This window comes from Rhodovulum tesquicola, from assembly GCF_024128855.1.
GTDB classification, from domain to species: Bacteria; Pseudomonadota; Alphaproteobacteria; order Rhodobacterales; family Rhodobacteraceae; genus Rhodovulum; species Rhodovulum tesquicola.
Map to the genome: position 1 here is coordinate 138,843 of NZ_JAMYDV010000005.1, position 25,605 is coordinate 164,447.

General features: G+C 68.1%; 23 protein-coding genes. 9 read left to right on the top strand and 14 right to left on the bottom strand.

Annotated elements, in window-relative coordinates:
• Positions 1–43 precede the first annotated feature (43 nt).
• The gene (locus NHN26_RS07020) at positions 44–1,507 is read right to left on the bottom strand and encodes a caspase family protein (protein WP_253088788.1); all 1,464 of its coding nucleotides are present in this window, start codon (positions 1,505–1,507) and stop codon (positions 44–46) included.
• A gap of 278 nt (positions 1,508–1,785) precedes the next feature.
• On the opposite strand from NHN26_RS07020, the gene NHN26_RS07025 reads away from it, so the two are divergent.
• The 3 genes from NHN26_RS07025 to NHN26_RS07035 all read left to right on the top strand — a co-directional run bounded on the left by NHN26_RS07025 (position 1,786) and on the right by NHN26_RS07035 (position 4,310).
• Positions 1,786–2,427, top strand: a complete 642-nt coding sequence (locus NHN26_RS07025; protein ID WP_253088789.1) for a hypothetical protein — start codon at positions 1,786–1,788, stop codon at positions 2,425–2,427.
• Positions 2,428–2,464: 37 nt separating this feature from the next.
• On the top strand, positions 2,465–3,058 hold the full coding sequence (locus NHN26_RS07030; protein ID WP_253088790.1) for a hypothetical protein: 594 nt from the start codon (positions 2,465–2,467) through the stop codon (positions 3,056–3,058).
• Positions 3,059–3,266: 208 nt separating this feature from the next.
• The gene (locus NHN26_RS07035; RefSeq protein WP_290442860.1) at positions 3,267–4,310 is read left to right on the top strand and encodes a cytochrome-c peroxidase; all 1,044 of its coding nucleotides are present in this window, start codon (positions 3,267–3,269) and stop codon (positions 4,308–4,310) included.
• An 85-nt stretch (positions 4,311–4,395) separates the two neighbouring features.
• On the opposite strand, the gene NHN26_RS07040 is transcribed toward NHN26_RS07035, so the two are convergent.
• The 3 genes from NHN26_RS07040 to NHN26_RS07050 all read right to left on the bottom strand — a co-directional run bounded on the left by NHN26_RS07040 (position 4,396) and on the right by NHN26_RS07050 (position 9,136).
• On the bottom strand, positions 4,396–5,754 hold the full coding sequence (locus NHN26_RS07040; protein WP_253088791.1) for an HlyD family type I secretion periplasmic adaptor subunit: 1,359 nt from the start codon (positions 5,752–5,754) through the stop codon (positions 4,396–4,398).
• Complete coding sequence (locus tag NHN26_RS07045) at positions 5,751–7,502, bottom strand: type I secretion system permease/ATPase (protein WP_253088792.1); 1,752 nt, start codon at positions 7,500–7,502, stop codon at positions 5,751–5,753. Before NHN26_RS07045 ends, NHN26_RS07040 begins: the two co-directional genes overlap by 4 nt.
• A gap of 263 nt (positions 7,503–7,765) precedes the next feature.
• Positions 7,766–9,136 carry an aspartate aminotransferase family protein gene (locus NHN26_RS07050; RefSeq protein WP_253088793.1) on the bottom strand — a complete coding sequence of 457 codons (1,371 nt, stop codon included), beginning with the start codon at positions 9,134–9,136 and terminating at the stop codon, positions 7,766–7,768.
• Between the two features lie 192 nt (positions 9,137–9,328).
• On the opposite strand from NHN26_RS07050, the gene NHN26_RS07055 reads away from it, so the two are divergent.
• On the top strand, positions 9,329–10,543 hold the full coding sequence (locus NHN26_RS07055; RefSeq protein WP_132696539.1) for a M24 family metallopeptidase: 1,215 nt from the start codon (positions 9,329–9,331) through the stop codon (positions 10,541–10,543).
• Positions 10,540–11,706: an acetylornithine deacetylase gene (gene argE / locus NHN26_RS07060; protein ID WP_253088794.1), complete on the top strand. Its 1,167-nt coding sequence runs from the start codon at positions 10,540–10,542 to the stop codon at positions 11,704–11,706. Before NHN26_RS07055 ends, argE begins: the two co-directional genes overlap by 4 nt.
• A 36-nt stretch (positions 11,707–11,742) precedes the next feature.
• Here the strand turns inward: argE and NHN26_RS07065 are convergent, their stop codons facing one another.
• The 7 genes from NHN26_RS07065 to NHN26_RS07095 form a co-directional block, all read right to left on the bottom strand.
• Positions 11,743–12,735 (bottom strand): ABC transporter substrate-binding protein, encoded by a 993-nt coding sequence (locus NHN26_RS07065; protein ID WP_253088795.1) that lies wholly within the window; start codon positions 12,733–12,735, stop codon positions 11,743–11,745.
• A 22-nt stretch (positions 12,736–12,757) separates the two neighbouring features.
• On the bottom strand, positions 12,758–13,606 hold the full coding sequence (locus tag NHN26_RS07070; RefSeq protein ID WP_253088796.1) for an ABC transporter permease: 849 nt from the start codon (positions 13,604–13,606) through the stop codon (positions 12,758–12,760).
• Positions 13,603–14,478: an ABC transporter permease gene (locus tag NHN26_RS07075; RefSeq protein ID WP_253088797.1), complete on the bottom strand. Its 876-nt coding sequence runs from the start codon at positions 14,476–14,478 to the stop codon at positions 13,603–13,605. The genes NHN26_RS07070 and NHN26_RS07075 overlap by 4 nt, the downstream gene beginning before the upstream one ends.
• Positions 14,471–14,686: a hypothetical protein gene (locus tag NHN26_RS07080; RefSeq protein WP_253088798.1), complete on the bottom strand. Its 216-nt coding sequence runs from the start codon at positions 14,684–14,686 to the stop codon at positions 14,471–14,473. The genes NHN26_RS07075 and NHN26_RS07080 overlap by 8 nt, the downstream gene beginning before the upstream one ends.
• A 129-nt stretch (positions 14,687–14,815) precedes the next feature.
• Positions 14,816–15,625, bottom strand: coding sequence for an ABC transporter ATP-binding protein (locus tag NHN26_RS07085; RefSeq protein WP_253088799.1), 810 nt, complete (start codon positions 15,623–15,625; stop codon positions 14,816–14,818).
• 24 nt (positions 15,626–15,649) lie between these two features.
• A complete protein-coding gene (hydA, locus tag NHN26_RS07090) occupies positions 15,650–17,104 on the bottom strand; it encodes a dihydropyrimidinase (RefSeq protein WP_253088800.1) in 1,455 nt (484 codons plus the stop codon).
• 99 nt (positions 17,105–17,203) lie between these two features.
• On the bottom strand, positions 17,204–18,454 hold the full coding sequence (locus tag NHN26_RS07095) for a Zn-dependent hydrolase (RefSeq protein WP_253088818.1): 1,251 nt from the start codon (positions 18,452–18,454) through the stop codon (positions 17,204–17,206).
• 237 nt (positions 18,455–18,691) lie between these two features.
• Here NHN26_RS07095 and NHN26_RS07100 point away from each other — a divergent pair, with 237 nt between their 5' ends.
• Positions 18,692–19,528 carry a hypothetical protein gene (locus tag NHN26_RS07100; RefSeq protein ID WP_253088801.1) on the top strand — a complete coding sequence of 279 codons (837 nt, stop codon included), beginning with the start codon at positions 18,692–18,694 and terminating at the stop codon, positions 19,526–19,528.
• 47 nt (positions 19,529–19,575) lie between these two features.
• On the opposite strand, the gene aptA is transcribed toward NHN26_RS07100, so the two are convergent.
• On the bottom strand, positions 19,576–20,904 hold the full coding sequence (gene aptA / locus NHN26_RS07105) for an omega-aminotransferase AptA (RefSeq protein ID WP_253088819.1): 1,329 nt from the start codon (positions 20,902–20,904) through the stop codon (positions 19,576–19,578).
• A gap of 178 nt (positions 20,905–21,082) precedes the next feature.
• Here aptA and NHN26_RS07110 point away from each other — a divergent pair, with 178 nt between their 5' ends.
• Both NHN26_RS07110 and NHN26_RS07115 read left to right on the top strand, forming a co-directional pair.
• On the top strand, positions 21,083–21,697 hold the full coding sequence (locus tag NHN26_RS07110) for a TetR family transcriptional regulator C-terminal domain-containing protein (RefSeq protein ID WP_253088802.1): 615 nt from the start codon (positions 21,083–21,085) through the stop codon (positions 21,695–21,697).
• A gap of 129 nt (positions 21,698–21,826) precedes the next feature.
• A complete protein-coding gene (locus NHN26_RS07115; RefSeq protein WP_253088803.1) occupies positions 21,827–22,159 on the top strand; it encodes a hypothetical protein in 333 nt (110 codons plus the stop codon).
• Between the two features lie 28 nt (positions 22,160–22,187).
• Here NHN26_RS07115 and preA read toward each other — a convergent pair whose 3' ends face one another.
• Both preA and NHN26_RS07125 read right to left on the bottom strand, forming a co-directional pair.
• Positions 22,188–23,492, bottom strand: coding sequence for an NAD-dependent dihydropyrimidine dehydrogenase subunit PreA (gene preA / locus NHN26_RS07120; RefSeq protein WP_253088804.1), 1,305 nt, complete (start codon positions 23,490–23,492; stop codon positions 22,188–22,190).
• 3 nt (positions 23,493–23,495) lie between these two features.
• Positions 23,496–24,836, bottom strand: a complete 1,341-nt coding sequence (locus NHN26_RS07125) for an NAD(P)-dependent oxidoreductase (protein WP_253088805.1) — start codon at positions 24,834–24,836, stop codon at positions 23,496–23,498.
• 272 nt (positions 24,837–25,108) lie between these two features.
• Between NHN26_RS07125 and accB the strand changes: the two genes are divergently transcribed.
• The gene (gene accB, locus NHN26_RS07130; RefSeq protein WP_253088806.1) at positions 25,109–25,594 is read left to right on the top strand and encodes an acetyl-CoA carboxylase biotin carboxyl carrier protein; all 486 of its coding nucleotides are present in this window, start codon (positions 25,109–25,111) and stop codon (positions 25,592–25,594) included.
• Positions 25,595–25,605: the final 11 nt, after the last annotated feature.

Genomic DNA, 25,605 nt, shown 5'->3' on the forward strand with positions numbered 1-25,605 from the left:
CCCGGCGCCAGCCGGGGCGAAACCCGCCTGGTCGGCCAGACCACTAGTCGGCCAGGCCATAGGCCGCGCGCAGGCCCCGCTGCGTGCCCGGTCCGAACTCCCCGTCGATCGCGCCGCCATAGAACGCGTGCTCGCGCAGCAGCGCCTGCAAGGCCCGCCTCGTCTCGGGCTTGAACATGGTCGGCCGCTCGGTCAGGATCTCCAGCACATCCGCGCTGCCCGAGCGCAGCGCGCCGTAAAGATAGCCCGCCGCCTCGGCCGGGCCCTTGCCCTCGACCAGCCCATCGTCGATCAGCGCGGCATAGTTGAACATCGCCTGCGGATGGCGCTGCGCGGCGGCGCGCTCGAAATAGCCCAGCGCGCGTTTCGCATCGCGCGGCAGGCCCAGCCCGCCCTGGAAATGCATGAAGGCCAGGTCGTTCAGCGCATCGGCGAATTCCTGCTCCGCCGCCTGCCGGTAAAGCGCCAGCGCGCGCGCCTCGTCCTGCGCCACCCCCAGCCCCGCCTCGTAAAGCTTGGCCAGCTCGAACTGCGCCTCGGGCGAGCCCGCCTCGGCCGCGCGCGTCAGCAACTGCACGGCCTCCGCCGGGTCGAACCGGTCCTCTGCAGGGTTCAGCCGCATATAGGCCAGCCCCAGGATCGAGCGGGTATCGCCTTCGGCGGCCAGCGCGGCCAGTTGCAATTCCTGCTCGGGGCGCAGGCTCGACCAGGCGATGCGGCGATCCTCGTCGCGCACCCGCTCATCGGCCTCGCCCGGACCGGCCAGGTAGAACGGCTCGCCCGAGAGCGCGCCATAGGTATGCGGCTCCTGGCGGTTGGCGGTCGCCTCCAGCACCCGGTCGCGCACCTGCCGGAACATCAGCGAGATCTCCAGCCCCGGCTGCGCCAGCCGGTCGATCAGCGCCAGCGCAAAGGGGCTGTTCTCGCCCTCGCCATCCAGCGCCACCTGCCCGTCGCGCGCGGCAAAGGCGACCAGCGTGCCGCGCTCGGGCGAGGGCGGCGCCAGCCCCGCGCGGCCGCCACCCAACGGCGCGCTGGTGTCGATCAGGTCGCCGAACGGGTTGTCGCGACAGGAATCCAGGATCACGATCCGCATCCGCCGCGCCCGGTCGACCGCGTGCAGCAGATCGTCCAGCGAAACCGCCTGCCCCTGGACATCCCGGTTCGAGCGCACCGCCGCATCCGCCGGGATCAGGAAATTCTGCCCCTGCACCTCGACCCCGTGCCCGGCGAAATAGATCAGCGCCAGATCCGCGGTCTCGGCGGCAAAGCCGAAATCGTCCAGCGCCGCGCGCAGATCCGCGGCACCCGGGTCCAGCATCGTGCTGACCTCGAAACCGATCCCGCGCAGCGTGCGGGCCAGCGCGGCGGCATCGTTCACGGTGTTTCTCAGCGGCGGGATCGTCGCGTAATCGGCCACACCGATCACCAGCGCGACCCGGTCGGCGGCCCGCAAGGGCCAGGCCGCCGCCGCCGCGATCACAAGGGTCAGGACAAAGACGCGCATGGAACACCCCCGCAACCACCCGTTCCGCGCCATCCTATCCGATTCGTCCCGCGGGAGAACCGCGCCCGGCAACGGCGTGGATTGGCCGGAGCCGATCATTGTGGTAAACTTCTGGGGTTACGTTGCTTTCGCACGGTTGGGGGTGCGTTTCTCTCGGGTTGTCATGGTCGTGACGGGGCTGTGCTCGCAACCGCCGCCGGGCTGTTGCCGTGTCGGTGGATGCGCCCATGGAAAGCGGGCGGACCGGTTCCCCAGCCGCGCCAACCGGAGGACGTCCCATGGCCACCAGAGCATATCCCGCAGCAGTTGCGTTGACGCTCGCGCTGTTCCTCGTGCCCTTCACCGCCAATGCGCAGGACATTGGCGACGATGAAGAAGAAGACCCCCCCTCTCAGATCGAGGAAGGCAATGGCGGTCCCTCCATCGACCCGCCCGAGTTCTATCCGGTGCCCCCGGACGGGCCGCGCGGTGTCGTATCCGACGGGATGACCGACCTGATCCTGCTCGATATCGCCGAGGCGCGCGACATCTGCAGGCAGGTCCCGGGCCCGGAATACACCGTCGACTGCCTGTCCAAGGCCCTCGGCCGGATCGCCGCCAAGATGCCGCGCGGTGACTATCAGGACGCGAAGAATGCCCTTGCCCAGGCCGCGCGCGATCTGGGCGCCCTGGCTGCGGCCAATCGCGACCGGACCCAGCCGCAGATCAGGCTGCGCCAACCCTCGGGCGAGACCACCCCGGCGCTGACCCCGGTGCGCCCCGAGGCACTTGCCAGCGTGAACGCGGCCGCCGCGCAGATCCTCGAAGAGGCGGAAACGCGGCTGCTGCGCTCGGCCGAAAGCTCCGCGCGGCGCATGGTGCATTACCAGCGGATCGCGGCGGCCGTCGGCTCGGCCAAGGTGCTGCTGCGCTCGGCCTGATCGCTCGCGACCGCGCCCACCATCAGGAGCTTGCCCGATGATCGCCCGCCTTTCCCGTCTCGTGCTGCCCGGCGCGCTGTCCGCCGCCCTTGCGCTTGCGCCCGGCAGCGCGCCGGGACAGTTCTTGCCGCCGGACCCTGCCCGGCCACAGGCCGGCACCGCACCCGGGCTGACGCTGGCCACGGCAAGTGCAGCCACCACCGACCGGGTCGTGGCCCGGATCGAGGCCGGGCGCGATTTCTGCGCCCGCATCGCCCAGCGCGCCTATGCGATCGACTGTCTCGCCGCCCAGCTCGAAGGGGTCGCCCGCGACATGCCCGGCGGGGATTACCGCGCCGCCGGGCAGATCCTCACCCGCGCCGCCCGCGATCTGCGCCGCATCGCCGAGGCCAATGCCGATCCGGCGCTGCCGCGCGGCCGGGTGCGGGTGGCCGACACGATCTCGCCGCGGGCATTGACGCCGGTGCGTCGCGACGCCCTGAATCGTCTCGCCGCGCAGGCCGCGACGATCCTGCAGGAGGCCGAGACCGCGCTGCTGCGCTCGGCCGAAGGCTCCGCGCGGCGCATGGTGCATTACCAGCGGATCGCGGCGGCCGTCGGCTCGGCCAAGGTGCTGCTGCGCTCGGCCTGACGGGCCGCCGGTTCAGGGTCGAAAGGTCGCAGCCCTGCCGGAATCGGGCTGTTTTCCTTGGAAATCAACCGCCTTGTCTACCATCGCATGCAACGAGATACCGAAAGCCCCGGCAAATCGGCCCGGGACTTGATGCAGGTCAAGGCCCGCGCTTGGAAGGGTTCTAAGGTCGCGACAACGCGTGAACCTTTGCAAAACGGTGCTGACCATGAAACGTCTCCTCTCGACCGCGCTCCTGACAACCGCGATGGCGCTGCCCGCCTCGGCCTCGGACCTGCGGCAAATGGCGCTCGACTATTTCGAGCCGCTGCCCTCGACCATCCCGCAGATGCCCGACAACCGCGTCACGCCCGAGAAGATCGAACTGGGCAAGGCGCTGTTCTTCGACCCGCGCCTGTCGGCCTCGGGGGTGTTTTCCTGCTATTCCTGCCATAACCTGACCACCGGCGGCGACGACAACATGAGCACCTCGGTCGGCCATGGCTGGCAGAAGGGGCCGCGCAACTCGCCCACCGTGTTCAACGCGGTGCTCAACATCGCCCAGTTCTGGGACGGCCGCGCCGAAGACCTCAAGGAACAGGCCAAGGGGCCGATCCAGGCGGGCGTCGAGATGGCGAACACGCCCGAAACCGTGGTGGCGACGCTGAACTCGATGCAGCAATATCGCGACTGGTTCTCGACCGCCTTCCCCGAAGAGGCCGACCCGGTCAGCTTCGACAACATGGCCCGCGCGATCGAGGCCTTCGAGGCCACGCTGATCACCCCCGCGCCCTTCGACGCCTTCATGAACGGCGACGAGATGGCGCTGACCGACGTCCAGAAAGAGGGTCTGGTCCTCTTCGTCGACAAGGGTTGCGTGACCTGCCACAACGGCGTCAATCTCGGCGGCAACGGCTATTACCCGTTCGGCCTGATCGAGAAGCCCGGCGCCGACATCCTGCCCGAGGGCGACAAGGGCCGCTTCGCCGTGACCGAGACCGCGATCGACGAATATGTCTTCCGCGCCTCGCCGCTGCGCAATGTCGGCGTGACCGCGCCCTATTTCCACTCGGGCAATGTCTGGGATCTCAAGGTCGCCGTGCAGGTGATGGGCACCGCGCAGCTGGGCGAAGAGGTCAGCGACGAGGAAGCCGACAAGATCGTCGCCTTCCTGCACAGCCTGACCGGCGAGGTGCCGACGATCACGCTGCCGGTGCTCCCGGCCGAGACCGCCGCCACGCCGCGCCCGACCACCGAGGTCATGCCGAACTGAGGCGGCGCACCACGCGCATGAAAAAGGGGCCGGCCATCATGGCCGGCCCCGTTCCGTTCGCGCCCGTCGCGGGACGCCCGCCGCGCTATTCCTCGCGCAGCGCCCTGTCGAAATAGATCTTCAGCGGCCGCACCAGGTAGGACAGCGGGCTGCGGTCCCGGGTGCGCAGGAACACATCCACCGGCAGGCCGGGCATCAGCTGCACATTCGGCATGTCCGCCAGCACGCTGGTATCGGGCAGGATCACCGCCTCGTAATAGGTCATGCGCGTCGCCTCGTCGAACAGCGAGTCGGCCGAGATCCGCAACACCTCGCCCGGCAGTTCCGGCGTCGTCCGGCTGTCATAGGAGGTCAGCCGCAGCGACACCGGCTGGCCCGGAAAGACCTGGTCGATATCCGACGGCTCGATCCGCGCCGAAACCTGCAAGGCCTGACCGCCCGGCACGACATACATGATCGGCGCGCCGCCCTGCACCACCGCGCGCACCGCGAAGATGCTGGAGCCGAACACCACGCCATCGGCCGGGCTGCGCACCTCCAGCCGCGACAGCCGCTCGGCCAGGCTCAGGCGGCGCTCGGCCAGTTCGATCTCGGAATATTGCAGGTCGCGCAACTGGCTGATCGCCTCCTCGCGGCGCGTATCGACCAGCCGCAGCGCCTGCACCGCCAGTTCCGAGATCCGCGCGCGGCTTTCGGCGGCCTGGGACATCAACCGCCCGATCTCGCCCTCCAGCCCCGCCTCGTCGCGTTGCAGCGCCAGAACCTGCCCCACCGGCACAAGGTTCTGGTCATACAGCGTCTGCTTGTCCGTCAGTTCGCGCTCCACGAGGCCAAGCTGCTTTTCCAGCGCCGCGATCTGGGACATCGTGCCCTCGATCTGGTTCTCGATCTGGCTCCTCTGCTCGTCGAGCTGTTCCAGCTCTTGGGCCAGCGCCACGCGGCGGGCGGCGAACAGGCTCTTCTGGCCCTCGATCTGGCCGCGCATCCAGTCGGGATCGAGATGCTCGAAGCCCGACAACTCGCCGATCACCAGCGTCTCGACCCCGTCGCGCTCGGCCTCCAGCCGCGCCTTGCGGGCCTCGATCTCGAACAGCTGGCGCTCGACGATGGCCAGTTCCGACCGCAGGAAGGTGCCGTCCAGCCGCAGCACCACATCCCCCGCCGCGACCGCATCGCCGTCGCGGGCCAGGATCTCGCCGACCACGCCGCCCTCGGGATGCTGGACCACCTGCCGGTCGCTCTCGACCTTGACCGTGCCCGTCGCGACCACCGCGCCCGCGATGCTGGTCGCCACCGACCAGCCCCCCAGGCCGCCCACCAGCAGCACGATCGCCACGATCCCCACCGCCAGCGGCATGCGCGCCCCCGGCAGACCGCTCGCCGCACCGGGCGCAGCCGCGGGACCCGCGGGCGGCGCGGCGGCCTTCCTGTCGGCCTCGCTCATCCGCCCGCCCCCTGAACCGTCGTGCCGCGCACCGATCCGATGGAGCGCTGCACATCGCCCGCATTGCGCATCAGCGAGCGCACGATCTCGTCGCGCGGCCCCAGCGCCTTCTGCTGGCCGTTGTCGATCACCAGCAGCCGGTCGCAAACCGCGATGGCCGATGGCCTGTGGGTCATCACGATCACCGATTTCCCCGCCTTCTTCATGTCCGAGACGACCACGTTCAGCGCCTCCGACCCATCGGCATCCAGCGCCGAATTGGGCTCGTCCAGAACCAGCAGCACCGGGTCGTGATACAGCGCGCGCGCCAGCGCCAGCCGCTGGCGCTGGCCGCCCGACAACAGCCCGTCGCCCTCGACCAGCGGCGTGTCATAGCCCTTGGGCAGGCGCAGGACGATCTCGTGCACCCGCGCAAGCTGCGCGGCCGCCACCACGCGGGCCGGGTTCGGCTCCAGCGCCATATGCGCGATGTTCTCGGCCACCGTGCCGTCGAAGAAGCGCACATCCTGCGGCAGGCAGCCGATCAGACGGCCCAGGCGTTCGGGGCCGAACTGGTCCAGCGTGGCCCCGTCCAGCCGCACCTCGCCCGCGCTGGGCGGCACCAGGCCCAGGATCAGCCGGGCCAGGCTCGTCTTGCCCGCCCCGCTCTTGCCGATCACGCCCAGCGCCTCGCCCGGATTCACCTCGAAGCTGATGCCGTACAGGATCGGCGGTGCGCCCTGCGCGGAGGCGCGCAGCGCCACGCCGCTCAGCGACAGCCGCGCCTTGGGATCGGGCAGGTCGGTCGGCTTGCGGCGCGCGGGCACTGAGGTCAGGAACTCCCGCAGGTTGCGCCAGCCCGATTGCGCGCGCTGGATCGCGGGCCATTGCCCCAGCACCTGATCCACCGGCGCCAGCGCCCGCCCCATCAGGATCGAGGCCGCGATCATCGCCCCCGGCGTCAACTCGCCGCCCAGCACCAGCCAGGCCCCCAGCGCCAGGATCGCCGATTGCAGGAAAAAGCGGAACGCCTTCGAGAACGAGCTGAAGCTGCCGGTGCGATCATTGGCATTCAGCCCCCGCGCGCCCGCCTCTTCCTGCAGCCGGGCCCAGCGTTCCGACATGACCGGCGCCATGCCCTGCGACCAGACCAGCGCGCCGCCCTCCTCGGCCTGCCGCGCCAGACGTTGCGCGGCATGGGCCAGCTGGTTCGACCCGTCCAGCCCCTTCTGCGTCACCATCCGGTTGACCAGCGTCACCACCACCAGCAGCGCCGCCCCCGCCAGCGACAACCAGCCCAGCATCGGGTGAAACAGGAAGATCGCGGCCAGGAAGACCGGCGTCCAGGGAAGGTCGAAAAAGGCCAGCAGCACCGGCGAGCCGAAGACGCCGCGCACCGAATCAAGGTCCTGCAGCGCCGTCCCCCCCGGCCCCTGCCCGTTGCGCAGCGCCGACCGCTCGATCGCCGCGCCAAAGACACGCCGCCCGAACACCGCCTGAAGCCGCGCCCCGATCCGCGCAGTCACCCGCCCCCGGGCGAATTCCAGCAACCCGTAAAAGACGTAAAGCGCCGCCACCAGCAGGAACAGCGCCACCAGCGTCTCTTCGGACCGCGAGCCCAGCACCCGGTCATAGACCTGCAGCATGAACAGGGGACCGGTCAACATCAACAGGTTGGTGAAGAAACTGAACAGCGCCACGGCCCATAGCAGGCGACTGCTCCTGGCCTTGGCCAGCGTGAATTCGTTCCGGTCGTCGGCTTTGCTCATCGGTCCGGCCTTGCGCGGGCGGCCACCTTGCGCACGACGCTCGGATCGCGCGGCAGGGCCAGGCGATCCGCGCGAGGGGCTCATCGGCGTCCTCATGTCATTCGGCCCTTGCGGACCCCGGCAGGCGGGCGTCCCCGCGCGCCTGAACTCGCGCATACTCAAAGCCGGTTCAGCGGCGGAATTCAAGGCTCGCGATGACGGCCCCGGTCGGAATCGCGAAACATGGCGGCCACAATCCGCCAACGATCCCGCCGCCGCAGGCCCTAGCCCAGCGTGGCCCGGATCGCCCGCGCGGTCGCATCCACCACCTGGTCGGCCTCGTCCCGCGTCAGGCACAAAGGCGGGGCGAAGCCCAGGATATCGCCCTGCGGCATCGCCCGCGCGATCACGCCGTTGCGCGCCATCTCGGCCACCACCGCGCCGGCCACCTTGCCCGCCGGATCGTGGAAGCGCCGCGCCGCCTTGTCCGCGACCAGTTCCACCGCGCACAGCATCCCCTCGCCGCGCACCTCGCCGACATGGGGGTGATCGGCCAGCGCCGTGCGCATCGCCGCCACGAAATAGGCCCCCAGCTCGGCCGCGTTCTGCACCAGCCCCAGCGCGTCCACCAGCTTCAGGTTCGCCACCCCCGCCGCCGCCCCGATCGGATGCGCCGAATAGGTCCAGCCATGGCCGATCGGCCCGTATTCGTCGGTCCCGCGCGCCAGCACGTCCCACATCCGCTGCGAGACGATCGAGGCAGACAGCGGCGCATAGGCCGAGGTCAGCCCCTTGGCCAGCGTGATCAGATCGGGCCGCAGCCCGTAATGATCGGACCCGAACATGCTGCCCAGCCGCCCGAAGCCGGTCACCACCTCGTCTGCGATCAGCAGGATGTCGTGGCGCTCCAGGATCGGCTGGATCGCGTCCCAATAGCCCGCGGGCGGCGGCACGATGCCCCCCGTGCCCATCACCGGCTCGCCGATGAAGGCGGCGATGGTTCCGGCCCCCTCGCGCGCGATCAGCGCCTCAAGCTCCGCCGCGCAGAAGGAAACGAAATCGGCCTCGGTCATGTCGGGATCGGGACGGCGATAGTAATAGGCGGGCTCGGTATGCAGGATCCGCTCCAGCGGCAGGTCGAAGCGGTCATGGAACACCTTCAGCCCGGTCATCGACCCCGTCACCAGCCCCGAGCCGTGATAGCCCCGCCAGCGGCTGATGATCTTCTTCTTTTCGGGCCGTCCCAGCAGGTTGTTGTAATGCCAGACGAGTTTGACATTCGTCTCGTTCGCATCCGACCCCGACAGCCCGAAATAGACCTTCGACATATGCGCCGGCGCGCGGTCCATCACCATTTTCGCCAGCGTGATGCTGGCCTCGGTGCCATGGCCCACATAGGCGTGGTAATAGGCCAGTTCCCGCGCCTGTTCGGCAATCGCCTCGGCGATCTCGGACCGGCCATAGCCCACATTCACGCAGTAAAGCCCGGCAAAGGCGTCCAGAAAGCGGTTGCCGTCGCGATCCTCGATGAAACAGCCCTGCCCGGTGCGGATGATGCGTTCCGGCGCCTCGCCGCGGGCGAACTGGCCCAGATGCGTCGAGGGGTGGAAAAAGCTCTCGCGGTCCCATTGTTCCAACTGGTCGTTTCTCAGCATCGCGCCTGTCCTTTCGCCCGGTTGCGGCGCCTTGCGCGCCCCTCGGATAGCCCCGCCGGGGATATCGCTCGGCGCAGGCATAGCCGGTTTGACCCGCCGCCTCCACCCCTGCCCCCCGCCACAGAGATTGACGCCCCCCGCGCCATGGTCTGATATCGCCCGACACGCCGCCCAGCAGGAGCCATCGCCCCCATGACCGAGGAAATCGTCCAGTTCGGCTACGCCACCGAGGGTCACGCGCCCTTCAGCCTGGGCGAATATGACCGCCGTCTGGGCCTTGTGCGCCGGGCGATGGAAGAGCGCGGCATCGACATCCTGTTCGTCGAGGATCCCTCGAACATGGCCTGGCTCACGGGCTATGACGGCTGGTCCTTCTATGTCCATCAGGGCGTTCTGGTCTTCCACGATGCCGACCCGATGTGGTGGGGACGGCAGATGGACGCCAATGCCGCGGTGCGCACGGTCTGGATGGCGGGCGCCCATATCACCCATTATTCGGACGCTTACGTTCAATCGACCGAACGCCACCCGATGCAGCAGCTTGCGGACATCATCCGCGACCTGGGCTATGGCGCCAGGCGGATCGGCGTCGAGATGGAGAACTACTATTTCTCCGCCAAGGCCTACCTGACCCTGCGTGCGGCGCTGCCCGAGGCCGAACTGGTGGACGCCACGGCGCTGGTGAACTGGCAGCGCACCGTGAAATCCGACGAGGAACTGGATTTCATGCGCCGCGCCGCGCGGATCTCGGAAAAGATGATCGACGGCGTGCTCGACCGGATCGAACCCGGCCTGCCCAAGAACCGGCTGGTGGCCGATCTCTATCACGACGCGATCACCGGCACCGACGAGGGCTGGGGCGATTACCCCGCCATCGTGCCGCTCCTGCCCTCGGGCGCGGATGCCTCGGCCTCGCACCTGACCTGGGACGGGCGGCCCTTCGCGGAAGGAGAGGCCACCTTCTTCGAGATCTCGGGCTGCTACCGGCGCTATCACGCGCCGTTCTGCCGGACGATCTTCCTGGGCGAGCCGCCCGATTACATGCGCCGCGCCGAGGCCGCCCTGCTCGAAGGGATCGAGGCCGGATTATGGGCCGCCAAGGCCGGGAACCGGGCCTGCGACATCGCCAATGCGCTGGCCGCCCCCCTTGAACGGGCAGGCATCCGCCGCGGCGCGCGCTGCGGCTATCCGATCGGCCTCAGCTACCCGCCCGACTGGGGCGAGCGCACGATCTCCCTGCGCCCCGAGGATGACACCGTTCTGGAACCCGGCATGACCTTCCATTTCATGCCCGGCCTCTGGATGGAGAACTGGGGCCTGGAAATCACCGAATCCATTCTGATCCGCGAGGACGGCCCGGCCGAGACCTTCTGCAACCGCCCGCGCAAACTCTACGTCAAGCCATGACCGACCGGCTGGACAGCACCCGCGCGATCCTGGCCGATCTGGTGGCCTTCCCCACAATGTCCTCGGACTCGAACCTCGCGATGATCGTCCATATCGCCGCCATGCTGGGCGATCTGGGCGCGCATGTGGACCTGTTCCATGACGAGACCGGGCAGAAGGCCAACCTGTTCGCCACGCTCGGCCCGCGCGCGGCGGGCGGCGGGATCGTGCTGTCGGGCCATACCGACGTGGTGCCGGTGACCGATCAGGACTGGTCCACCGATCCGTTCCGGTTGCACGAGGCCGACGGGCGGCTTTACGGCCGCGGCACCTGCGACATGAAGGGCTTCATCGCCGCGACGCTGGCCATGGCGCCGGTCTGGGCGGCGCTGGACCTCAAACGCCCGCTGCATTTCGCCTTCACCCATGACGAGGAGGTGGGCTGCCTGGGCGGGCAGGCGCTGGTGGCCGAACTGGCCGCCCGCGGCCTCCGCCCCGAGGTCGCGATCATCGGCGAGCCCACCGAAATGCGCATCGTCGAGGCGCACAAGGGCTGCTGCGAATATTCGGTGGAGTTTCATGGCCTTGAGGGTCACGGCTCCAACCCCGACGCGGGCGTGAACGCCGCCGAGGCCGCGGTGCGCTATGTCGCCCGGCTGATGGAGCTGGCCGAGGCGCTGAAGACCCGCGCCCCGCATAACAGCCCCTTCACCCCGCCCTGGACCACGATCAACCTGGGCCGCATCGCAGGCGGGCATGCCCATAACGTGATCCCCGGCCGGGCCGAAGTGGACTGGGAAATGCGCCCCGTCCAGGCCGCGGACATGGATTTCGTCAAGGACCAGATGGCCCGCCATGTGGACGAGGTCCTGCTGCCCCGAATGCGCGCCACCGATCCAGCCGCCGCCATCCTGACCCGCGTGGTGGGCGAGGTCGCCGGACTGGAACCCATGGAAGACAGCGCCGCCCGCCGCCTGCTGATGGACCTGACCGGCGAGGCCCGCGCCGAAACCGTGCCCTTCTCGACCGAGGCGGGGCTGTTCCAGTCCATCGGCTGCGCGGCGGCCGTCTGCGGGCCGGGGTCCATCGCCCAGGCCCACAAGCCCGACGAATACATCACGCTCGACCAGCTTTCCCAATGCCTGACGATGCTGGACAATCTGGCCACCGTCCTGACCCGCTAGGCCCGGCCCCCGGGACGGGGACCGGGCCGGGGCGCGTTATTGCAGCGCCGCATCCGTGATCGCGTGGGTCCAGGCGCCCTCGGGCTCCTTCGTGATGACCGGATCCGAGCCCCCCGACATCAGCGACGCCACCGTGCGCGCGTAATCCTCGGGGTCCAGCGCGCCGTTCGAACCGGCGGTCAGCTTGGCCACCTCGCCCATCATCCGCTTCTGGTGGGTCTCGGTCTGGGCGCCGGTCTCGTCATTGTCCAGAACGATCATCGCCGCCGCGTCGGGGTTTTCCTCGGCCCATTTCCACCCCTTCATCGAGGCCCGCACGAAGCGCACCAGCTTGTCCGCCTCGGCCTCGTCGGCCAACTTGGACTCCAGGACATAAAGCCCGTCCTCCAGCGTCGCGACGCCCTGATCCTCATACTTGAAGGTCACAAGCTCGTCGGCCGAGATCCCGGCATCGATCACCTGCCAGTATTCGTTATAGGTCATGGTCGAGATGCAATCGGCCTGTTTCTGCAACAAGGGATCGACATTGAAACCCTGTTTGAGCACCGTCACGCCCCCGGCCGAACCGTCGGTCGGGATGCCAAGCTGGCTCATCCAGCTCAGGAACGGGTATTCATTGCCGAAGAACCACACGCCCAGCGTGCGGCCGGGGAAATCCTCGGGGCCGGTGACGCCGCTTTCCTTCAGGCAGGTCAGCATCATGCCCGAGGACTTGAAGGGCTGGGCGATATTGACGATCGGCGCGCCCGCCTCGCGCGCGGCCAGCGCGGACGGCATCCAGTCCACCATCACATCGGCCCCGCCCCCCATCAGCACCTGAACCGGCGCGATGTCGGGGCCGCCGGGCTTGATCGTGACATCCAGCCCTTCGTCGGCGTAGAACCCCTGGTCCAGCGCGACGTAATAGCCCGCGAACTGGGCCTGCGTGACCCATTTCAGTTGCAGGTTCAGCTTGTCCGCCGCCTGCGCCGCCCCCGCGCCCAGCACAAGCGCCAGCGCCAGCGCCGCCGTCGTCATTCTCAGTTTCATCGTTACCTCCGTGTTGCCTTTGTTATTCGCCCCGCTGCGAGGGGTGCCAGAAGGTCACCGCCCGTTCGGCCAGTGCAACGAGGCCGTAGAATGCCGAACCGGCCAGCGCCGCCACGGCAATTTCCGCCCAGACCATGTCGAGCGCCAGCCGCCCCACCTCGGTCGAGATGCGAAATCCCATGCCCCGGATGGGGCTGCCGAAGAACTCGGCCACGATGGCCCCGATCAGCGCCAGCGTGGTCGCGATCTTGAGCCCGTTGAAGATGAAGGGCATCGCCGCCGGAAGCCGCAGCTTCAGCAGCGTCTGGCCGTAGCTTGCCGACCAGGTCCGCATCAGGTCGCGCTGCATCGGATCGCTGGCGGCCAGCCCCTGCACGGTGTTCACCAGCACCGGGAAGAACACCATGGCCACGACCACCGCCGCCTTGGACTGCCAGTCGAACCCGAACCACATCACCAGGATCGGCGCTGTGCCGATGATCGGCAGCGCCGCGATGAAATTGCCCACCGGCAAAAGGCCCTGTTTCAGGAAGGGCGAGCGGTCGATCACGATCGCGGTCAGCACCGCCGCCGAACAGCCCATCACATAACCCGACAGCGCCCCCTTGACGAAGGTCTGCACGAAATCGACCCACAGGATCGACGTGCTGGACGCGATCCGCGCGCCGATGGCCGTGGGCGGCGGCAGGATCACGCTCGGCACACCAAGGCCGCGCACCAGCCCCTCCCACACCACAAGGATCGTGAGGCCGAAAATCGCGGGCACCGCCAGCCGCACGGCCCATGTCCGCCGCCAGGCAGAGTTCGACAGCCACACGTTCAGCGCCAGCGCCGCCGCCCAGAACGCCGCGACCCCGCCCAGCCAGATCATCGCGCCATCCCCATCCGCTTCAGCGTGATCCGCTGGATCAGCCCGATGATCCCCACCAGCGTCGCGGCCAGGATCGCGGCGGCAAACAGCGCCGACCAGATCTGCACCGTCTGCCCGTAATAGCTGCCCGCCAGCAGCCGCGCGCCAAGCCCCCGCACCGCGCCGGTGGGCAACTCGCCCACGATGGCGCCGACAAGGCTCGCCGCCATGCCGACCTTCAGCGAGGTGAACAGATAGGGCATCGAGGATGGCCAGCGCAGCTTCCAGAACGCCTGCGACGGGCTGGCCGAATAGGTCCGCAACAGGTCAAGCTGCATCCGGTCGGGACTGCGCAGCCCCGCCACCATGCCGACCACCACCGGGAAGAAGGACAGATAGGCCGAGATGATCGCCTTGGGCAGCAGCCCGCTGATGCCGACCGAGTTCAGCACCACGATGATCATCGGCGCGATGGCCAGGATCGGGATGGTCTGGGACGCGATCGCCCAGGGCATCACGCTCATGTCCATCGCGCGGTTATGCACGATGCCCACGGCCAGCAGGATGCCCAGCCCGGTCCCGATGCCGAAACCCACCAGCGTCGCCGACAGCGTGACCCAGCCATGCCAGATCAGGCTGCGCCGCGTGAAGGCCCTGCCCTCCAGCACCATGGCGCCCGTGGTGTTCCACAACTCCGCCCCGACCTGATGCGGCGCGGGCAGCTTGGGGCGGTCCTGCGCCATCGTGTCGGCGACGATCTGGGCGATTGTCAGGTCCTGCCCGGCGCGGGCCGCCTGATCCAGCGTCCATTGCCGGTTCAGCATCACCGCCGCGCCATACCACAGCGCCAGGATCGCCATCACCACCGTCAGGATCGGCAGGACGCTACGCATCCGGCGGCCTCCGCGGACTGCGCGTGGCGCCGAACCGCTTGCCCAGCAGATGCAGCACCAGAACCGCCGGCGCCACCGTCACCAGAAAGGCGACCCAGCCCAGCAGCGGCGAGGCGCTGACACCCAGATCGAAGGCCCAGGCCAGCACCACCGCCAGCCAGACCACCGCCAGCCCCAGCCAGACCCAGCGCCTGGTCGTCATGGGCATCCCCCCTCCCTTGCCGATCGCATACGCGACGAACGATTTGCGGATGTCGCGGCGTCACGCGGGGCGCGGCCCAAAGTCCGATGAAAGTCCGATGGAATTCCGATGGAATTCCGATACCCGGTTTCGGCCTCAATCGTCATAGGCATGCCCCGCGCGCAACCCTTCGCGGACCCGGTGCGCGACCTCCAGAAACTGCGCCGTGTCACGGATATCCAGCGGCCGATCCTTCGGCAGCGGGCTCTCGATCACATCCGTGATCCGCCCCGGGCGGGGACTCATCACCACGATCCTGGTGGACAGATAGACCGCCTCGGGGATCGAGTGCGTCACGAACAGACAGGTCTTCCCCGTCCGCGCCCAGAGCGCCAGAAGCTGCTCGTTCAGGTGGTCGCGCACGATCTCGTCCAGGGCGCCAAAGGGTTCATCCATAAGCAGAATATCGGCATCGAAGGCCAGCGCGCGGGCAATGCTGGCGCGCTGCTGCATCCCCCCCGACAACTGCCAGGGATACTTGTTGCCGAACCCTTTCAGGTCCACCAGCTCCAGCACGCGGGCGACCCGTTCCTCCTGTTCGGCCCGGGGAAAACCCATGATCTCCAGCGGCAGCTTGATGTTCTTCGCAATCGTCCGCCACGGATACAACCCCGCCGCCTGGAACACATAGCCATAGCTCCGCGCCTGCCGCGCGGCATCCGGCGTCATGCCGTTCACGCTCAGGCTGCCCCCCGTCGGATGCTCCAACGCCGCCACACAGCGCAGGAAAGTCGTTTTCCCACAACCGCTTGGCCCGATGAAACTGACGAACTCGCCCTTTTCAATGCTCAGCGATACATCGCTAAGTGCATGAACCGGCCCGTCATTCGTCTGGAACACCAGATCGAGGTGATCCGCCTTGATTACCGCAGACTTCACAATCGTTCCCTTGCCCGGGCGGGCCACAGGCCCCGCCACCCTGCCCCTGCCTCAGACCCCGCTTGCCGGAATCCCCGTCCGCTCCACCCTGCGCGGCGCGGTCAGTTCCTTCCAGGACGACAGCGCCCGGTTCACCGGCCCGTTCGGCTCGCGCCGCACGAATTGCCCATGCCCTTCCTCGCCCCGGAACTCGCCGTCATGGACCGCGACCCGCCCCCGCGTCAGCGTGAAACGCGGCAGGCCCTTGACCTTGTGGCCCTCGAACACGTTGTAATCTATCGCAGATTGCTGGGTCGCCGCCTGGATCGTCTTTTCCTTCTCGGGATCCCAGACCACCAGATCGGCGTCCGAGCCGACCAGCACCGCGCCCTTCTGCGGATAGCAGTTCAGGATCTTGGCGATATTGGTCGAGGTCACGGCGACGAACTCGTTCGGCGTCAGCCGCCCCGTGCCGACCCCATGGGTCCAGAGCATCGGCAACCGGTCCTCCAGCCCGCCGGTGCCATTCGGGATCCTGGTGAAATCGCCCACGCCAAAGCGTTTCTGCGCGGTGGTAAAGGCGCAATGGTCGGTGGCCACGACCGACAGAGACCCCGATTGCAGCCCGGCCCACAGGCTGTCCTGATGGCGCTTGTTGCGGAAGGGCGGCGACATCACGCGGCGCGCGGCATGGTCCCAGTCGGGATGGGCATATTCGCTGTCGTCCAGCGTCAGGTGCTGGATCAGGGGTTCGCCCCAGACCCGCTTGCCCAACATCCGCGCCCGCCGGATCGCCTCATGCGCCTCTTCACAGGAGACATGGACGACATAGAGCGGCACGCCCGCCATGTCGGCGATCATGATCGCGCGATTGGTCGCCTCGCCCTCGACCTCGGGGGGGCGGGAATAGGCATGCGCCTCGGGGCCGGTGTTGCCCTCATCCATCAGGCGGCGCTGAAGCTCCGCCACCACGTCGCCATTCTCGGCATGGACCAGCGGGATGGCCCCAAGGTCTGCGCAGCGGCGGAACGAGGCATACATCTCGTCATCATTCACCATCAGCGCGCCCTTGTAGGCCATGAAATGCTTGAAGCTGGTGATGCCCTTCTGGCGAACCACGGCCTCCATCTCGTTGAAGACCTGTTCCGACCACCAAGTGACCGCCATGTGGAACGAGTAATCGCAATGCGCCCGCGTCGACTTGTTGTCCCACATCTGAAGCGCGTCGAGCAGCCCCTGCCCCGGGGACGGCAGCGCGAAATCCACCACCATCGTCGTGCCGCCCGACAATGCCGCGCGGGTGCCGGACTCGAAATCATCCGCCGAATAGGTGCCCATGAAGGGCATCTCCAGATGCGTATGCGGATCAATCCCGCCCGGCATGACGTAGCAACCGGTCGCATCCAGCGTTTCATCGCCCTTCAGGTCCGGCCCGATCTCGACGATCCTGCCGCCCTCCACGGCCACGTCCGCCTTGTAGGTCAGATCGGCGGTGACGATCGTGCCGTTCTTGATGATGGTGGTCATTGCGTTTCTCCCTGTTGAAGCCTGTCCCGGCCTCTGATCTTCTTCTTGGTCAAAATACCCCGGGGGGTCCGGGGGGCTGGCCCCCCGGCCCTCGAAAGCTCACCCCACGATCTCCGCCGTCTCCACCACCGCGTGGAACAACACGTTCGCGCCCTTCTCGGCCCAGTCGGGGGAAATCTCCTCGGCCTCGTTGTGGCTGAGCCCGTCCACGCAGGGGCACATCACCATGGTGGTGGGGGCCACGCGGTTGATCCAGCAGGCGTCGTGGCCCGCGCCCGAGACGATGTCCATGTGGGAATAGCCCAGCCGCTCGGCGGCGTCGCGCACGCGGCCCACAAGCACCGGGTCGAAGGCGGGGGGGTCGAAGAAGCCGACCAGTTCGGACGAGAACTTGACCCCGATATCGGCGCAGACCCCCGGCGCGCGGGCTAGGAACTCGGCCACCATCGCGTCCAGCGTGTCCAGGATGTGGCTGCGGAAATCGACCGTGAAGACGACCTTTTCAGGGATGATGTTGCGGCTGTTCGGATGGACGTCGATGTGCCCCACCGCCCCCACCGCGTTCGGTTGCCGCGCGATGGCGATCTCGTGGACAAGCTCGATCAGTCGCGCCATCCCGCGGCCCGCGTTGCGGCGCAGATACATCGGCGTGGACCCCGTGTGCTGGCCCTTGCCGGTCACCGTGCATTCGATCCAGCGCAGGCCCTGGCCGTGGGTGACGACGCCGATCTCCTTGCCCTCGGCCTCGAGGATCGGGCCCTGCTCGATATGCAGTTCGAAAAAGGCGTGCATCTTGCGCGCGCCCACGGGTTCCTCGCCCTTCCAGCCGATGCGTTCCAGTTCGTCGCCGAAGCGCAGCCCCCTGGCATCCCGCCGGTCATAGGCCCAGTCCCGCTCGAGCACGCCGGCAAAGACGCCCGAGGCCAGCATCGCGGGGGCAAAGCGCGTGCCCTCCTCGTTGGTCCAGTTGGTGACAACGATGGGGTGTTTCGTGCGGATGCCAAGATCGTTCAGCGTGCGGATGATCTCGAGGCCCCCCAACACCCCCAGCACGCCGTCATACTTGCCGCCCGTGGGCTGGGTGTCGAGGTGGCTGCCCACATAGACCGGCAGCGCCTCCGGATCCGTGCCCTCGCGCCGGGCGAACATGGTGCCCATCTCGTCCACCCCCATGGTGCAGCCCGCCTCGTCACACCAGCGCCGGAACAGCGCGCGACCCTCGGCATCGGCGTCGGTCAGGGTCTGGCGGTTGTTGCCGCCCGCGATGCCGGGGCCGATCTGCGCCATTTCCATCAGGCTGTCCCACAGCCTTTGTCCGTTGATCTTCAGGTTCTCTCCGGGGGCTGTCATGGTCACGTCATCCTCACCTGTTTGCCTGCGGTCGTGCCGCCCACGCCCTCTGCGGAGCGTTGTCGCCGATCACTCTTGCCTCCCCCCGACCCGAGTTCAAGCGGCGCGGGGCGGCGGCCGAAAAATTTTCGCGATTCGGCGCCGCAAGCGGTTAAAGTGCCGTCGTCCCGGGCAAAACGGGACCAATGACAACCGGGGCGGGCAGTCTTGGGAAACAGATCAGGGAGGAAAACAAAGATGAACAACAACACGTTGCTGATCGGAGGGGTGGTTGTGGCCGCGGCCTTTGCTTTCGTGGTGACCCAGAAGCGCTCCGGCACGGAGGACGCCGAGATCGAGTCCCGGGTCGCCGCCCTCAACGACCGGATCGGCGAGTTGGAAAGCTCGCTCGCCGAGGTGACGGAGCGCGCCGACGCCCAGGCCGCGGTGATCGCCGAGACCGCCACGCTGGGCAGCCGGCTGGCCGAAACCGTCCAGGGGCTGGGCGAGGTCTCGGGATCGGTCGCGCAGACCGCCGCGGCACCCGCCCCCGCCGAGGCGCCCGAAGCCGCCCCGGAAACGGCCGCCGCAGCGGCGCCGGGCACCGGCGTGGGCGAGACCGCGATCCTTGCCGATGGCGCGATCCGCGCCTTCGTCTCGCGCGTGGACGCGGCGGGCCAGATGGCGCGGCTGTCGATGAACGGCATGATGTCCGATATCGCGGCGGGCAGGTCGGTCACCTTGGCGGTGGACGGCCAGACCTGCGACGTGACGGCCGATGCCATCGCGGATGGCAAGGTCAGCCTCAGCGCCGAATGCGCCGCGACGGCGACCGAAAGCGCCGCTGCCCCGGCCGGGATCGGTGATGGAACAGGCATCGCTGTGGGCGAGACCGCGATCTTCGGCGATGGCGCGGTGCGGGTGTTCCTGTCGCGGGTCGATGCGGCGGCGGGCACGGCGCGCATTGCGGTCAACGGGCTTGCCACCACCACGCTGGCCGTGGGCGAAAGCGTCGAGGCCGACGGGGCCTGCTCGGTCGCGCTGGGCGGGGTCGAGGGCAACCGGGCAAGCCTCGGCTACGCCTGCGGAAGCTGACAGTCAGCCGCCCGCCCGGCCTGTCCGGGCGGGCGCTTGCGGTCGGATCAGTCCAGCGCCTTCAGCACGGCGGACAGCTTGCCGAACAGCTCGTCGATCTGCGACCGGTCGATCATCAGCGGCGGGCTCAGCGCGATGATGTCGCCGGTGGTGCGGATCAAGAGCCCCGCCTCATAGGCGTTCAGGAAGGCGGTGAAGGCGCGTTTCGTTGGCTCGCCCGCGATCGGTTCCAGTTCGACCGCGCCGATCAGGCCCATGTTGCGGATGTCGATGACATGCGGCAGGCCCTTCAGGCTGTGCAGCGCATCCTCCCAATAGGGGGCGAGGCGCGCGGCGTTCTCGAACAGCCCCTCCTCGCGATAGGTTTCCAGCGTGGCCAGCCCCGCAGCGGACGCGATCGGGTTGCCGGAATAGGTGTAGCCGTGAAAGAGCTCGATCAGGTGCTCGGGCCCCTGCATGAAGGCGTCGTGAATGGCCGCCGTCGTCAGCACCGCGCCCATGGGGATCACGCCGTTGGTCAGGCCCTTGGCCACGGTCATCATGTCGGGCAGCACGCCGAAATGGTCGGCCGCAAAGGGGCTGCCCAGCCGCCCGAAGCCGGTGATCACCTCGTCGAAGATCAGCAGGATGCCGTGTTTCGTGCAGATCTCGCGCAGCTTTTCCAGATAGCCCCTGGGCGGCATCAGCACGCCGGTGGACCCCGCCATGGGTTCCACGATCACGGCGGCGATGGTTTCCGCCCCGTGCAGCGCCACGATCCGCTCCAGATCGTCGGCGAGATGCGCGCCATGTTCGGGCTGGCCGCGGGTAAAGGCGTTCTGCGCGGGCAGATGGGTATGCGGCAGGTGGTCGACGCCCGCGAGAAGCGTGCCGAACATCTTGCGGTTGTTGACGATGCCGCCGACCGAGATGCCGCCGAAGTTCACCCCGTGATAGCCCCGCTCGCGCCCGATCAGCCGGGTGCGCGCGCCTTCGCCGCGGGCGCGATGGTAGGCAATGGCGATCTTCAGCGCGGTCTCGACCGACTCGGAACCCGAGTTGGTGAAGAACACATGCTCCATCCCCTCGGGGGCCATGTCGCGCACGGCGCTGGCCAGTTCGAACGCCTTGGGGTGGCCCATCTGGAAGGCCGGCGCATAGTCCAGTTCGGCCGCCTGTTTCTGGATCGCCTCAGTGATCTTCGGACGGCAATGGCCCGCGTTGCAGCACCAGAGCCCGGCGGTGCCGTCCAACACCTCTCGTCCGTCGGACGTCTTGTAATACATCCCCTCGGCACCCACGAACATCCGCGGGGACTTCTTGAACTGGCGGTTCGCGGTGAACGGCATCCAGAAGGCGGACAGGTCGTTGGGGCCGGGGTTGCGGTCGAGGGCCATGAACATCTCCAGAAGGCGGGCCGCCCGGATCGGGCGGGCAAAACGTTTGACCGGGCGGTCAGGACCACGCTAGCAGAGGCTTGGGGGCAGTCAAGCGCACCGCCCCATGTCCGTCGGGAACTGTCCGCCGGCGCTCATGGTAAACGAAACCCGAGAGTTTTCCAGCGATCCCTTTTTGATGACTTCCCATCTCCCCCGCACCCGCATCCAGCGCCGCAATCGCCGTGCGATCCTCGATGCCGCCCTGGCGGTATTCTCGCAGCATGGTTTTCGTGGCGCCACGCTCGACCGGATCGCGGCCGAGGCGGGGCTGTCGAAGCCCAACCTGCTCTACTATTTCCCCTCCAAGGAGGCGATCCACGAGACGCTTCTGGCCGGGCTTCTGGAAACCTGGCTCGACCCGCTTCGCGCGCTCGACCCCGCGGGCGAACCCATCGAGGAGATCCTCGGCTATGTCCGCCGCAAGCTGGCGATGAGCCGGGATTTTCCGCGCGAGAGCAGGCTATTTGCCAACGAGATCCTGCAAGGCGCACCGCGGATCGGACCGACGCTGGACGGCGAACTGAAAAAGCTGGTGGACGAGAAGGCGGCGGTGATCGCGGGCTGGTCCGGCGAAGGGCGGATTGCCGATGTCGACCCTTGGCACCTGATCTTCTCGATCTGGGCGCTGACCCAGCATTATGCCGATTTCGACGTGCAGGTCCGCGCCGTGCTGGGACCGGATCGCGGCGATCCGTTCGATGGGGCCGAGCGCCATCTGGTCACGCTCTTCACCCGGCTGCTGACCCCCTGAGCAGACCCGCGCCCGCCACCGGGACGGTGTTAACCATGAGCCGCAAATCTTCTCGCCAAACCCTTTTCGCGCGCGCATGCTGAATACATCTTTTCATGGGGTGGGGGCCTGAGCAGGAGCTTGGGACCAATGCAGATCATCGGCCCGATTCCGGCGGTCGGTATCCAGGACAGCGGCGTGACCGCCGTCAGTGCCATTGCCGCGACGACAACCGTCGCGGCAACGGGCGGCGGGAACGCGTCCGGACAGACCCGCAACGAAACAGGCGAGCGCGGCCAGCAGCCGCCGCGCGCGATCTTCCCCGCACCCGACCCGGACCGCCCGGCGGGTCCGCCGCCAACCTTCGACACCACTCCGCTCCAACTCGAAGCGGAGCGGCGCCTCAGCGAGGCATCGGCCTTCTGGCGCAGTAGCGCCCCTCCCGCCGAACCGGCGCAACGCCAGCTCGACATCGAGGTCTGAGCCGGACAGCCGCCGCAGGCACGCGTGCCTATTCCGTGGCGCGCACAGCCGGATTGTTGGGATGCGCCGTCCAGTTCCCGTAGTCCGCGGGAACAGTCTTTCCCGTGCGCGGATCGACCTCGCCCGGCGCCAGGCGGCGCATGGTGATGCAGCCCTCGACCGGACAAACATCGACGCACAGATTGCAGGCAACGCATTCCTCGTCCTTCACCACGAATCGCCTCTCGGGCGTCATCCCGATCGCCTGATGGCTGGTATCCTCGCAGGCCGCATAGCACCGTCCGCACTTGATGCACGCCTCCTGGTCGATCACCGCCTTGGTGATGTAGTTAAGGTTCAGATATTGCCAATCCGTTACGTTCGGCACGGCCATCCCGGTAAAGTCCGACAGGGTTGAGAACCCCTTGCGGTCCATCCAGTCCGACATGCCCGCGATCATTTCCTGCACGATGCGGAAGCCGTAGGTCATGACCGCCGTACAGACCTGCACATTGCCCGCGCCCAGCGCCATGAACTCGGCCGCATCCTTCCATGTCGTCACGCCGCCGATGCCGGAAATCGGCAGACCCCGCGTCTGCGGATCTCGGGCGATCTCGGCCACCATGTTCAGCGCGATGGGCTTCACCGCCGGGCCGCAATAGCCGCCATGGGTGCCCTTGCCGTCGATGGTGGGTTCCGGACACATCAGGTCGAGGTCAACCGAAGTGATCGAGTTGATCGTGTTGATGAGCGACACCGCATCCGCGCCGCCCTTGTGCGCCGCGCGGGAGGCCAGCCGGATATCGGTGATGTTGGGCGTCAGTTTCACGATCACCGGCATGCGCGTATTCGCCTTGCACCAGCGGGTGACCATCTCGACATATTCGGGCACCTGCCCGACGGCCGAGCCCATGCCGCGCTCGCTCATCCCGTGGGGGCAACCGAAATTGAGTTCCACCCCGTCCGCGCCCGTCTCCTCGACCCGCGCGAGGATGCGCTTCCACGCCTCCTCCTCGCAGGGCACCATCAGGCTCACGACCATCGCCCGGTCGGGCCAGTCGCGCTTGACCGTCTTGATCTCGCGCAGGTTCACCTCCAGCGGGCGATCGGTGATCAGTTCGATATTGTTGAGCCCCAGAAGCCGCCGGTCGGCCCCGTAGATCGCGCCATAGCGGGGGCCGTTGACATTGACCACGGGCGGGCCGTCCTCGCCCAGCGTCTTCCACACAACGCCGCCCCAGCCCGCCTCGAACGCGCGCACGACGTTGTATTCCTTGTCGGTGGGCGGCGCCGAGGCCAGCCAGAACGGGTTCGGCGACTTGATCCCCACGAAATCGTTTCTCAGGTCGGCCATGGCTCAGCCCTCCGCCATCAGGGTTGCATGGATGTCCTCGGCGGCGTCGCGGCCCTCGGCCACCGCCGTCACGGTCAGATCGTCGCCGCCCGCCGCACAATCGCCACCGGCCCAGACGCCCGGCAGGCTGGTCCGCCCCGGCCCGGTCACGGCGATCTTGCGGCCCGACAGCGCCAGCCCCTCGGGCGCGCCCTCGAGGCTCTGGCCGATCGCCTTGAACACCTGGTCTGCCCGGATGCGGAAGGTCTCGTCGGTCATCTCCAGCCCTGCCCCGGTCTCGCGGGTATAGGCGAATTCCACCGCCTCGACCGCGCCCTCGCCCAGGATGCGCAGGGGCGCGGCCCCGGTGACGATGCGCACGCCCTTGGACGCGGCGAGGTTCTGTTCCTCTTCCGAGGCGCTCATCGCGTCGCGGCCACGGCGGTAGACGATGGTCACCGTCTCGGCGCCCAGCAGTTTCGACTGGACCGCGGCATCCACCGCCGTCATGCCGCCCCCGATCACCACCACGTTGCGGCCCACGGCGATGGTCGACAGGTCGTCGGCCTGCCGCAGATCCGCGATGAAGTCGACGGCGTCGCGGACATGGGATTTCTCCTCGCCCTCGGCGCGGAGCGCGTTGACGCCGCCCAGCCCGATCGCGAGGAACACCGCGTCGTAGTCCCCCCGCAGCCCGTCGAGCGAGAGGTCACGCCCCAGCGCCCTGCCGTTGTGGACCGCGATGCCGCCTATCCCCAGCAGCCAATCCACCTCGGCCTGGGCGAAGCCGTCCACCGTCTTGTAGGCGGCGATGCCGTATTCGTTCAGCCCGCCCGCCTTGGGCTTCGCGTCGAACAGGTCGACCGCGTGCCCCTTCATCGCCAGACGATGCGCGCAGGCCAGCCCCGCGGGCCCCGCCCCCACCACGGCGATCCGCCGGCCGGTCGGCTGCCCCCGCGTGTAGGGGTGCCCGCCCGCGGCCATCAGCGTGTCCGTGGCATAACGCTGCAGCCGGCCGATCTCGACCGGCTTGCCCTCTGCCACCTCACGCACGCAGACCTCTTCGCAAAGCTGCTCGGTCGGGCAGACGCGGGCGCACATGCCGCCCAGGATGTTCTGCTCGAAGATCGTCCGCGCGGCCGCCCTGGGCGCCCCGGTCGCGATCTCTCGAATGAAGAGCGGGATGTCGATGGCGGTGGGACAGGCCGCGACGCAGGGCGCGTCATGGCAGAAATAACAGCGGTCAGCGGCAACCCGTGCCTCATGCGCCGTCAAAGGCGGCGTCTTGTCGGCGAAATTGTCGCGGTAGGCTTCGGGCGCGAGGCGCCCGGAAACGACCCCGGGGGTAAGTGGCGTATTGGCCATTCCGGCCCTCCCTGCTGCCTTCCCTTTTCGGTGCAGCCTGCCACAGCAACGGATTTTATCAAACGGTAAATTCCGAGGTAGTGGCAGAGACGGCCGGTTTGCCGGAGCGGCAGAGGATGCTGCCCAAGGAATGAGCAGAGACGGCGGCAGGCCCCCATCGGCAAAAACCGCCGCACCCGCTTTCCATGGGGGTGACCCTCGCGTATAAGCGGCCCAATTCACGAAGCGGGCGGCCCCGCGACGGGCCGGATCGCGACCGATCGAGGACAGGCATGACCAAGACTTCCCACGAGGCGGACGTCGCCTTCATCCAGGCGCTGGCGGAACTGCTGCGCGAACACGACCTGACCGAGCTTCAGGTGAAGCGCGAATATGGCGAGGACGACTCGCTGGACGTGCGGGTGTCGCGGTCCTTGCCCGCGCCGATGGCCGCCCCCGTGATGCACGCGCCCGCGCCCCTTGCCATGCCCGCCACGCAGGCCAGCGCGCCCGCCACCGCCCCCGTGGACGATCCCGCCCAGCATCCGGGCGCGGTGACTTCGCCCATGGTCGGTACCGCCTATCTGCAACCCGAACCGGGCTCGGATGCCTTCGTCAAGGTCGGCGACACGGTCAGCGAAGGCCAGACGCTGCTGATCATCGAGGCCATGAAGACGATGAACCACATCCCGGCGCCACGCTCGGGCACCGTCAAGCGCATCCTGATCGAGGATGGTGCCCCGGTGGAATATGGCGCACCGCTGATGATCCTCGAATAGGGCGGGCGGCG

Excerpts from the sequence above, each read along its gene's own strand:
- aptA (WP_253088819.1), bottom strand. The coding sequence starts at position 20,904 with ATGGCCCTCGACCGCAACCCCGGCCCCAACGACCTGTCCGCCTTCTGG.
- NHN26_RS07110 (WP_253088802.1), top strand. The coding sequence starts at position 21,083 with ATGACTTCCCATCTCCCCCGCACCCGCATCCAGCGCCGCAATCGCCGT.
- NHN26_RS07095 (WP_253088818.1), bottom strand. The coding sequence starts at position 18,454 with ATGACAGCCCCCGGAGAGAACCTGAAGATCAACGGACAAAGGCTGTGG.
- NHN26_RS07125 (WP_253088805.1), bottom strand. The coding sequence starts at position 24,836 with ATGGCCAATACGCCACTTACCCCCGGGGTCGTTTCCGGGCGCCTCGCG.
- NHN26_RS07080 (WP_253088798.1), bottom strand. The coding sequence starts at position 14,686 with ATGCCCATGACGACCAGGCGCTGGGTCTGGCTGGGGCTGGCGGTGGTC.
- NHN26_RS07045 (WP_253088792.1), bottom strand. The coding sequence starts at position 7,502 with ATGAGCAAAGCCGACGACCGGAACGAATTCACGCTGGCCAAGGCCAGG.
- NHN26_RS07030 (WP_253088790.1), top strand. The coding sequence starts at position 2,465 with ATGATCGCCCGCCTTTCCCGTCTCGTGCTGCCCGGCGCGCTGTCCGCC.
- NHN26_RS07040 (WP_253088791.1), bottom strand. The coding sequence starts at position 5,754 with ATGAGCGAGGCCGACAGGAAGGCCGCCGCGCCGCCCGCGGGTCCCGCG.
- NHN26_RS07025 (WP_253088789.1), top strand. The coding sequence starts at position 1,786 with ATGGCCACCAGAGCATATCCCGCAGCAGTTGCGTTGACGCTCGCGCTG.
- NHN26_RS07050 (WP_253088793.1), bottom strand. The coding sequence starts at position 9,136 with ATGCTGAGAAACGACCAGTTGGAACAATGGGACCGCGAGAGCTTTTTC.
- argE (WP_253088794.1), top strand. The coding sequence starts at position 10,540 with ATGACCGACCGGCTGGACAGCACCCGCGCGATCCTGGCCGATCTGGTG.
- hydA (WP_253088800.1), bottom strand. The coding sequence starts at position 17,104 with ATGACCACCATCATCAAGAACGGCACGATCGTCACCGCCGATCTGACC.
- NHN26_RS07020 (WP_253088788.1), bottom strand. The coding sequence starts at position 1,507 with ATGCGCGTCTTTGTCCTGACCCTTGTGATCGCGGCGGCGGCGGCCTGG.
- NHN26_RS07115 (WP_253088803.1), top strand. The coding sequence starts at position 21,827 with ATGCAGATCATCGGCCCGATTCCGGCGGTCGGTATCCAGGACAGCGGC.
- NHN26_RS07075 (WP_253088797.1), bottom strand. The coding sequence starts at position 14,478 with ATGCGTAGCGTCCTGCCGATCCTGACGGTGGTGATGGCGATCCTGGCG.
- NHN26_RS07070 (WP_253088796.1), bottom strand. The coding sequence starts at position 13,606 with ATGATCTGGCTGGGCGGGGTCGCGGCGTTCTGGGCGGCGGCGCTGGCG.
- preA (WP_253088804.1), bottom strand. The coding sequence starts at position 23,492 with ATGGCCGACCTGAGAAACGATTTCGTGGGGATCAAGTCGCCGAACCCG.
- NHN26_RS07100 (WP_253088801.1), top strand. The coding sequence starts at position 18,692 with ATGAACAACAACACGTTGCTGATCGGAGGGGTGGTTGTGGCCGCGGCC.
- NHN26_RS07035 (WP_290442860.1), top strand. The coding sequence starts at position 3,267 with ATGAAACGTCTCCTCTCGACCGCGCTCCTGACAACCGCGATGGCGCTG.
- NHN26_RS07065 (WP_253088795.1), bottom strand. The coding sequence starts at position 12,735 with ATGAAACTGAGAATGACGACGGCGGCGCTGGCGCTGGCGCTTGTGCTG.
- NHN26_RS07055 (WP_132696539.1), top strand. The coding sequence starts at position 9,329 with ATGACCGAGGAAATCGTCCAGTTCGGCTACGCCACCGAGGGTCACGCG.
- accB (WP_253088806.1), top strand. The coding sequence starts at position 25,109 with ATGACCAAGACTTCCCACGAGGCGGACGTCGCCTTCATCCAGGCGCTG.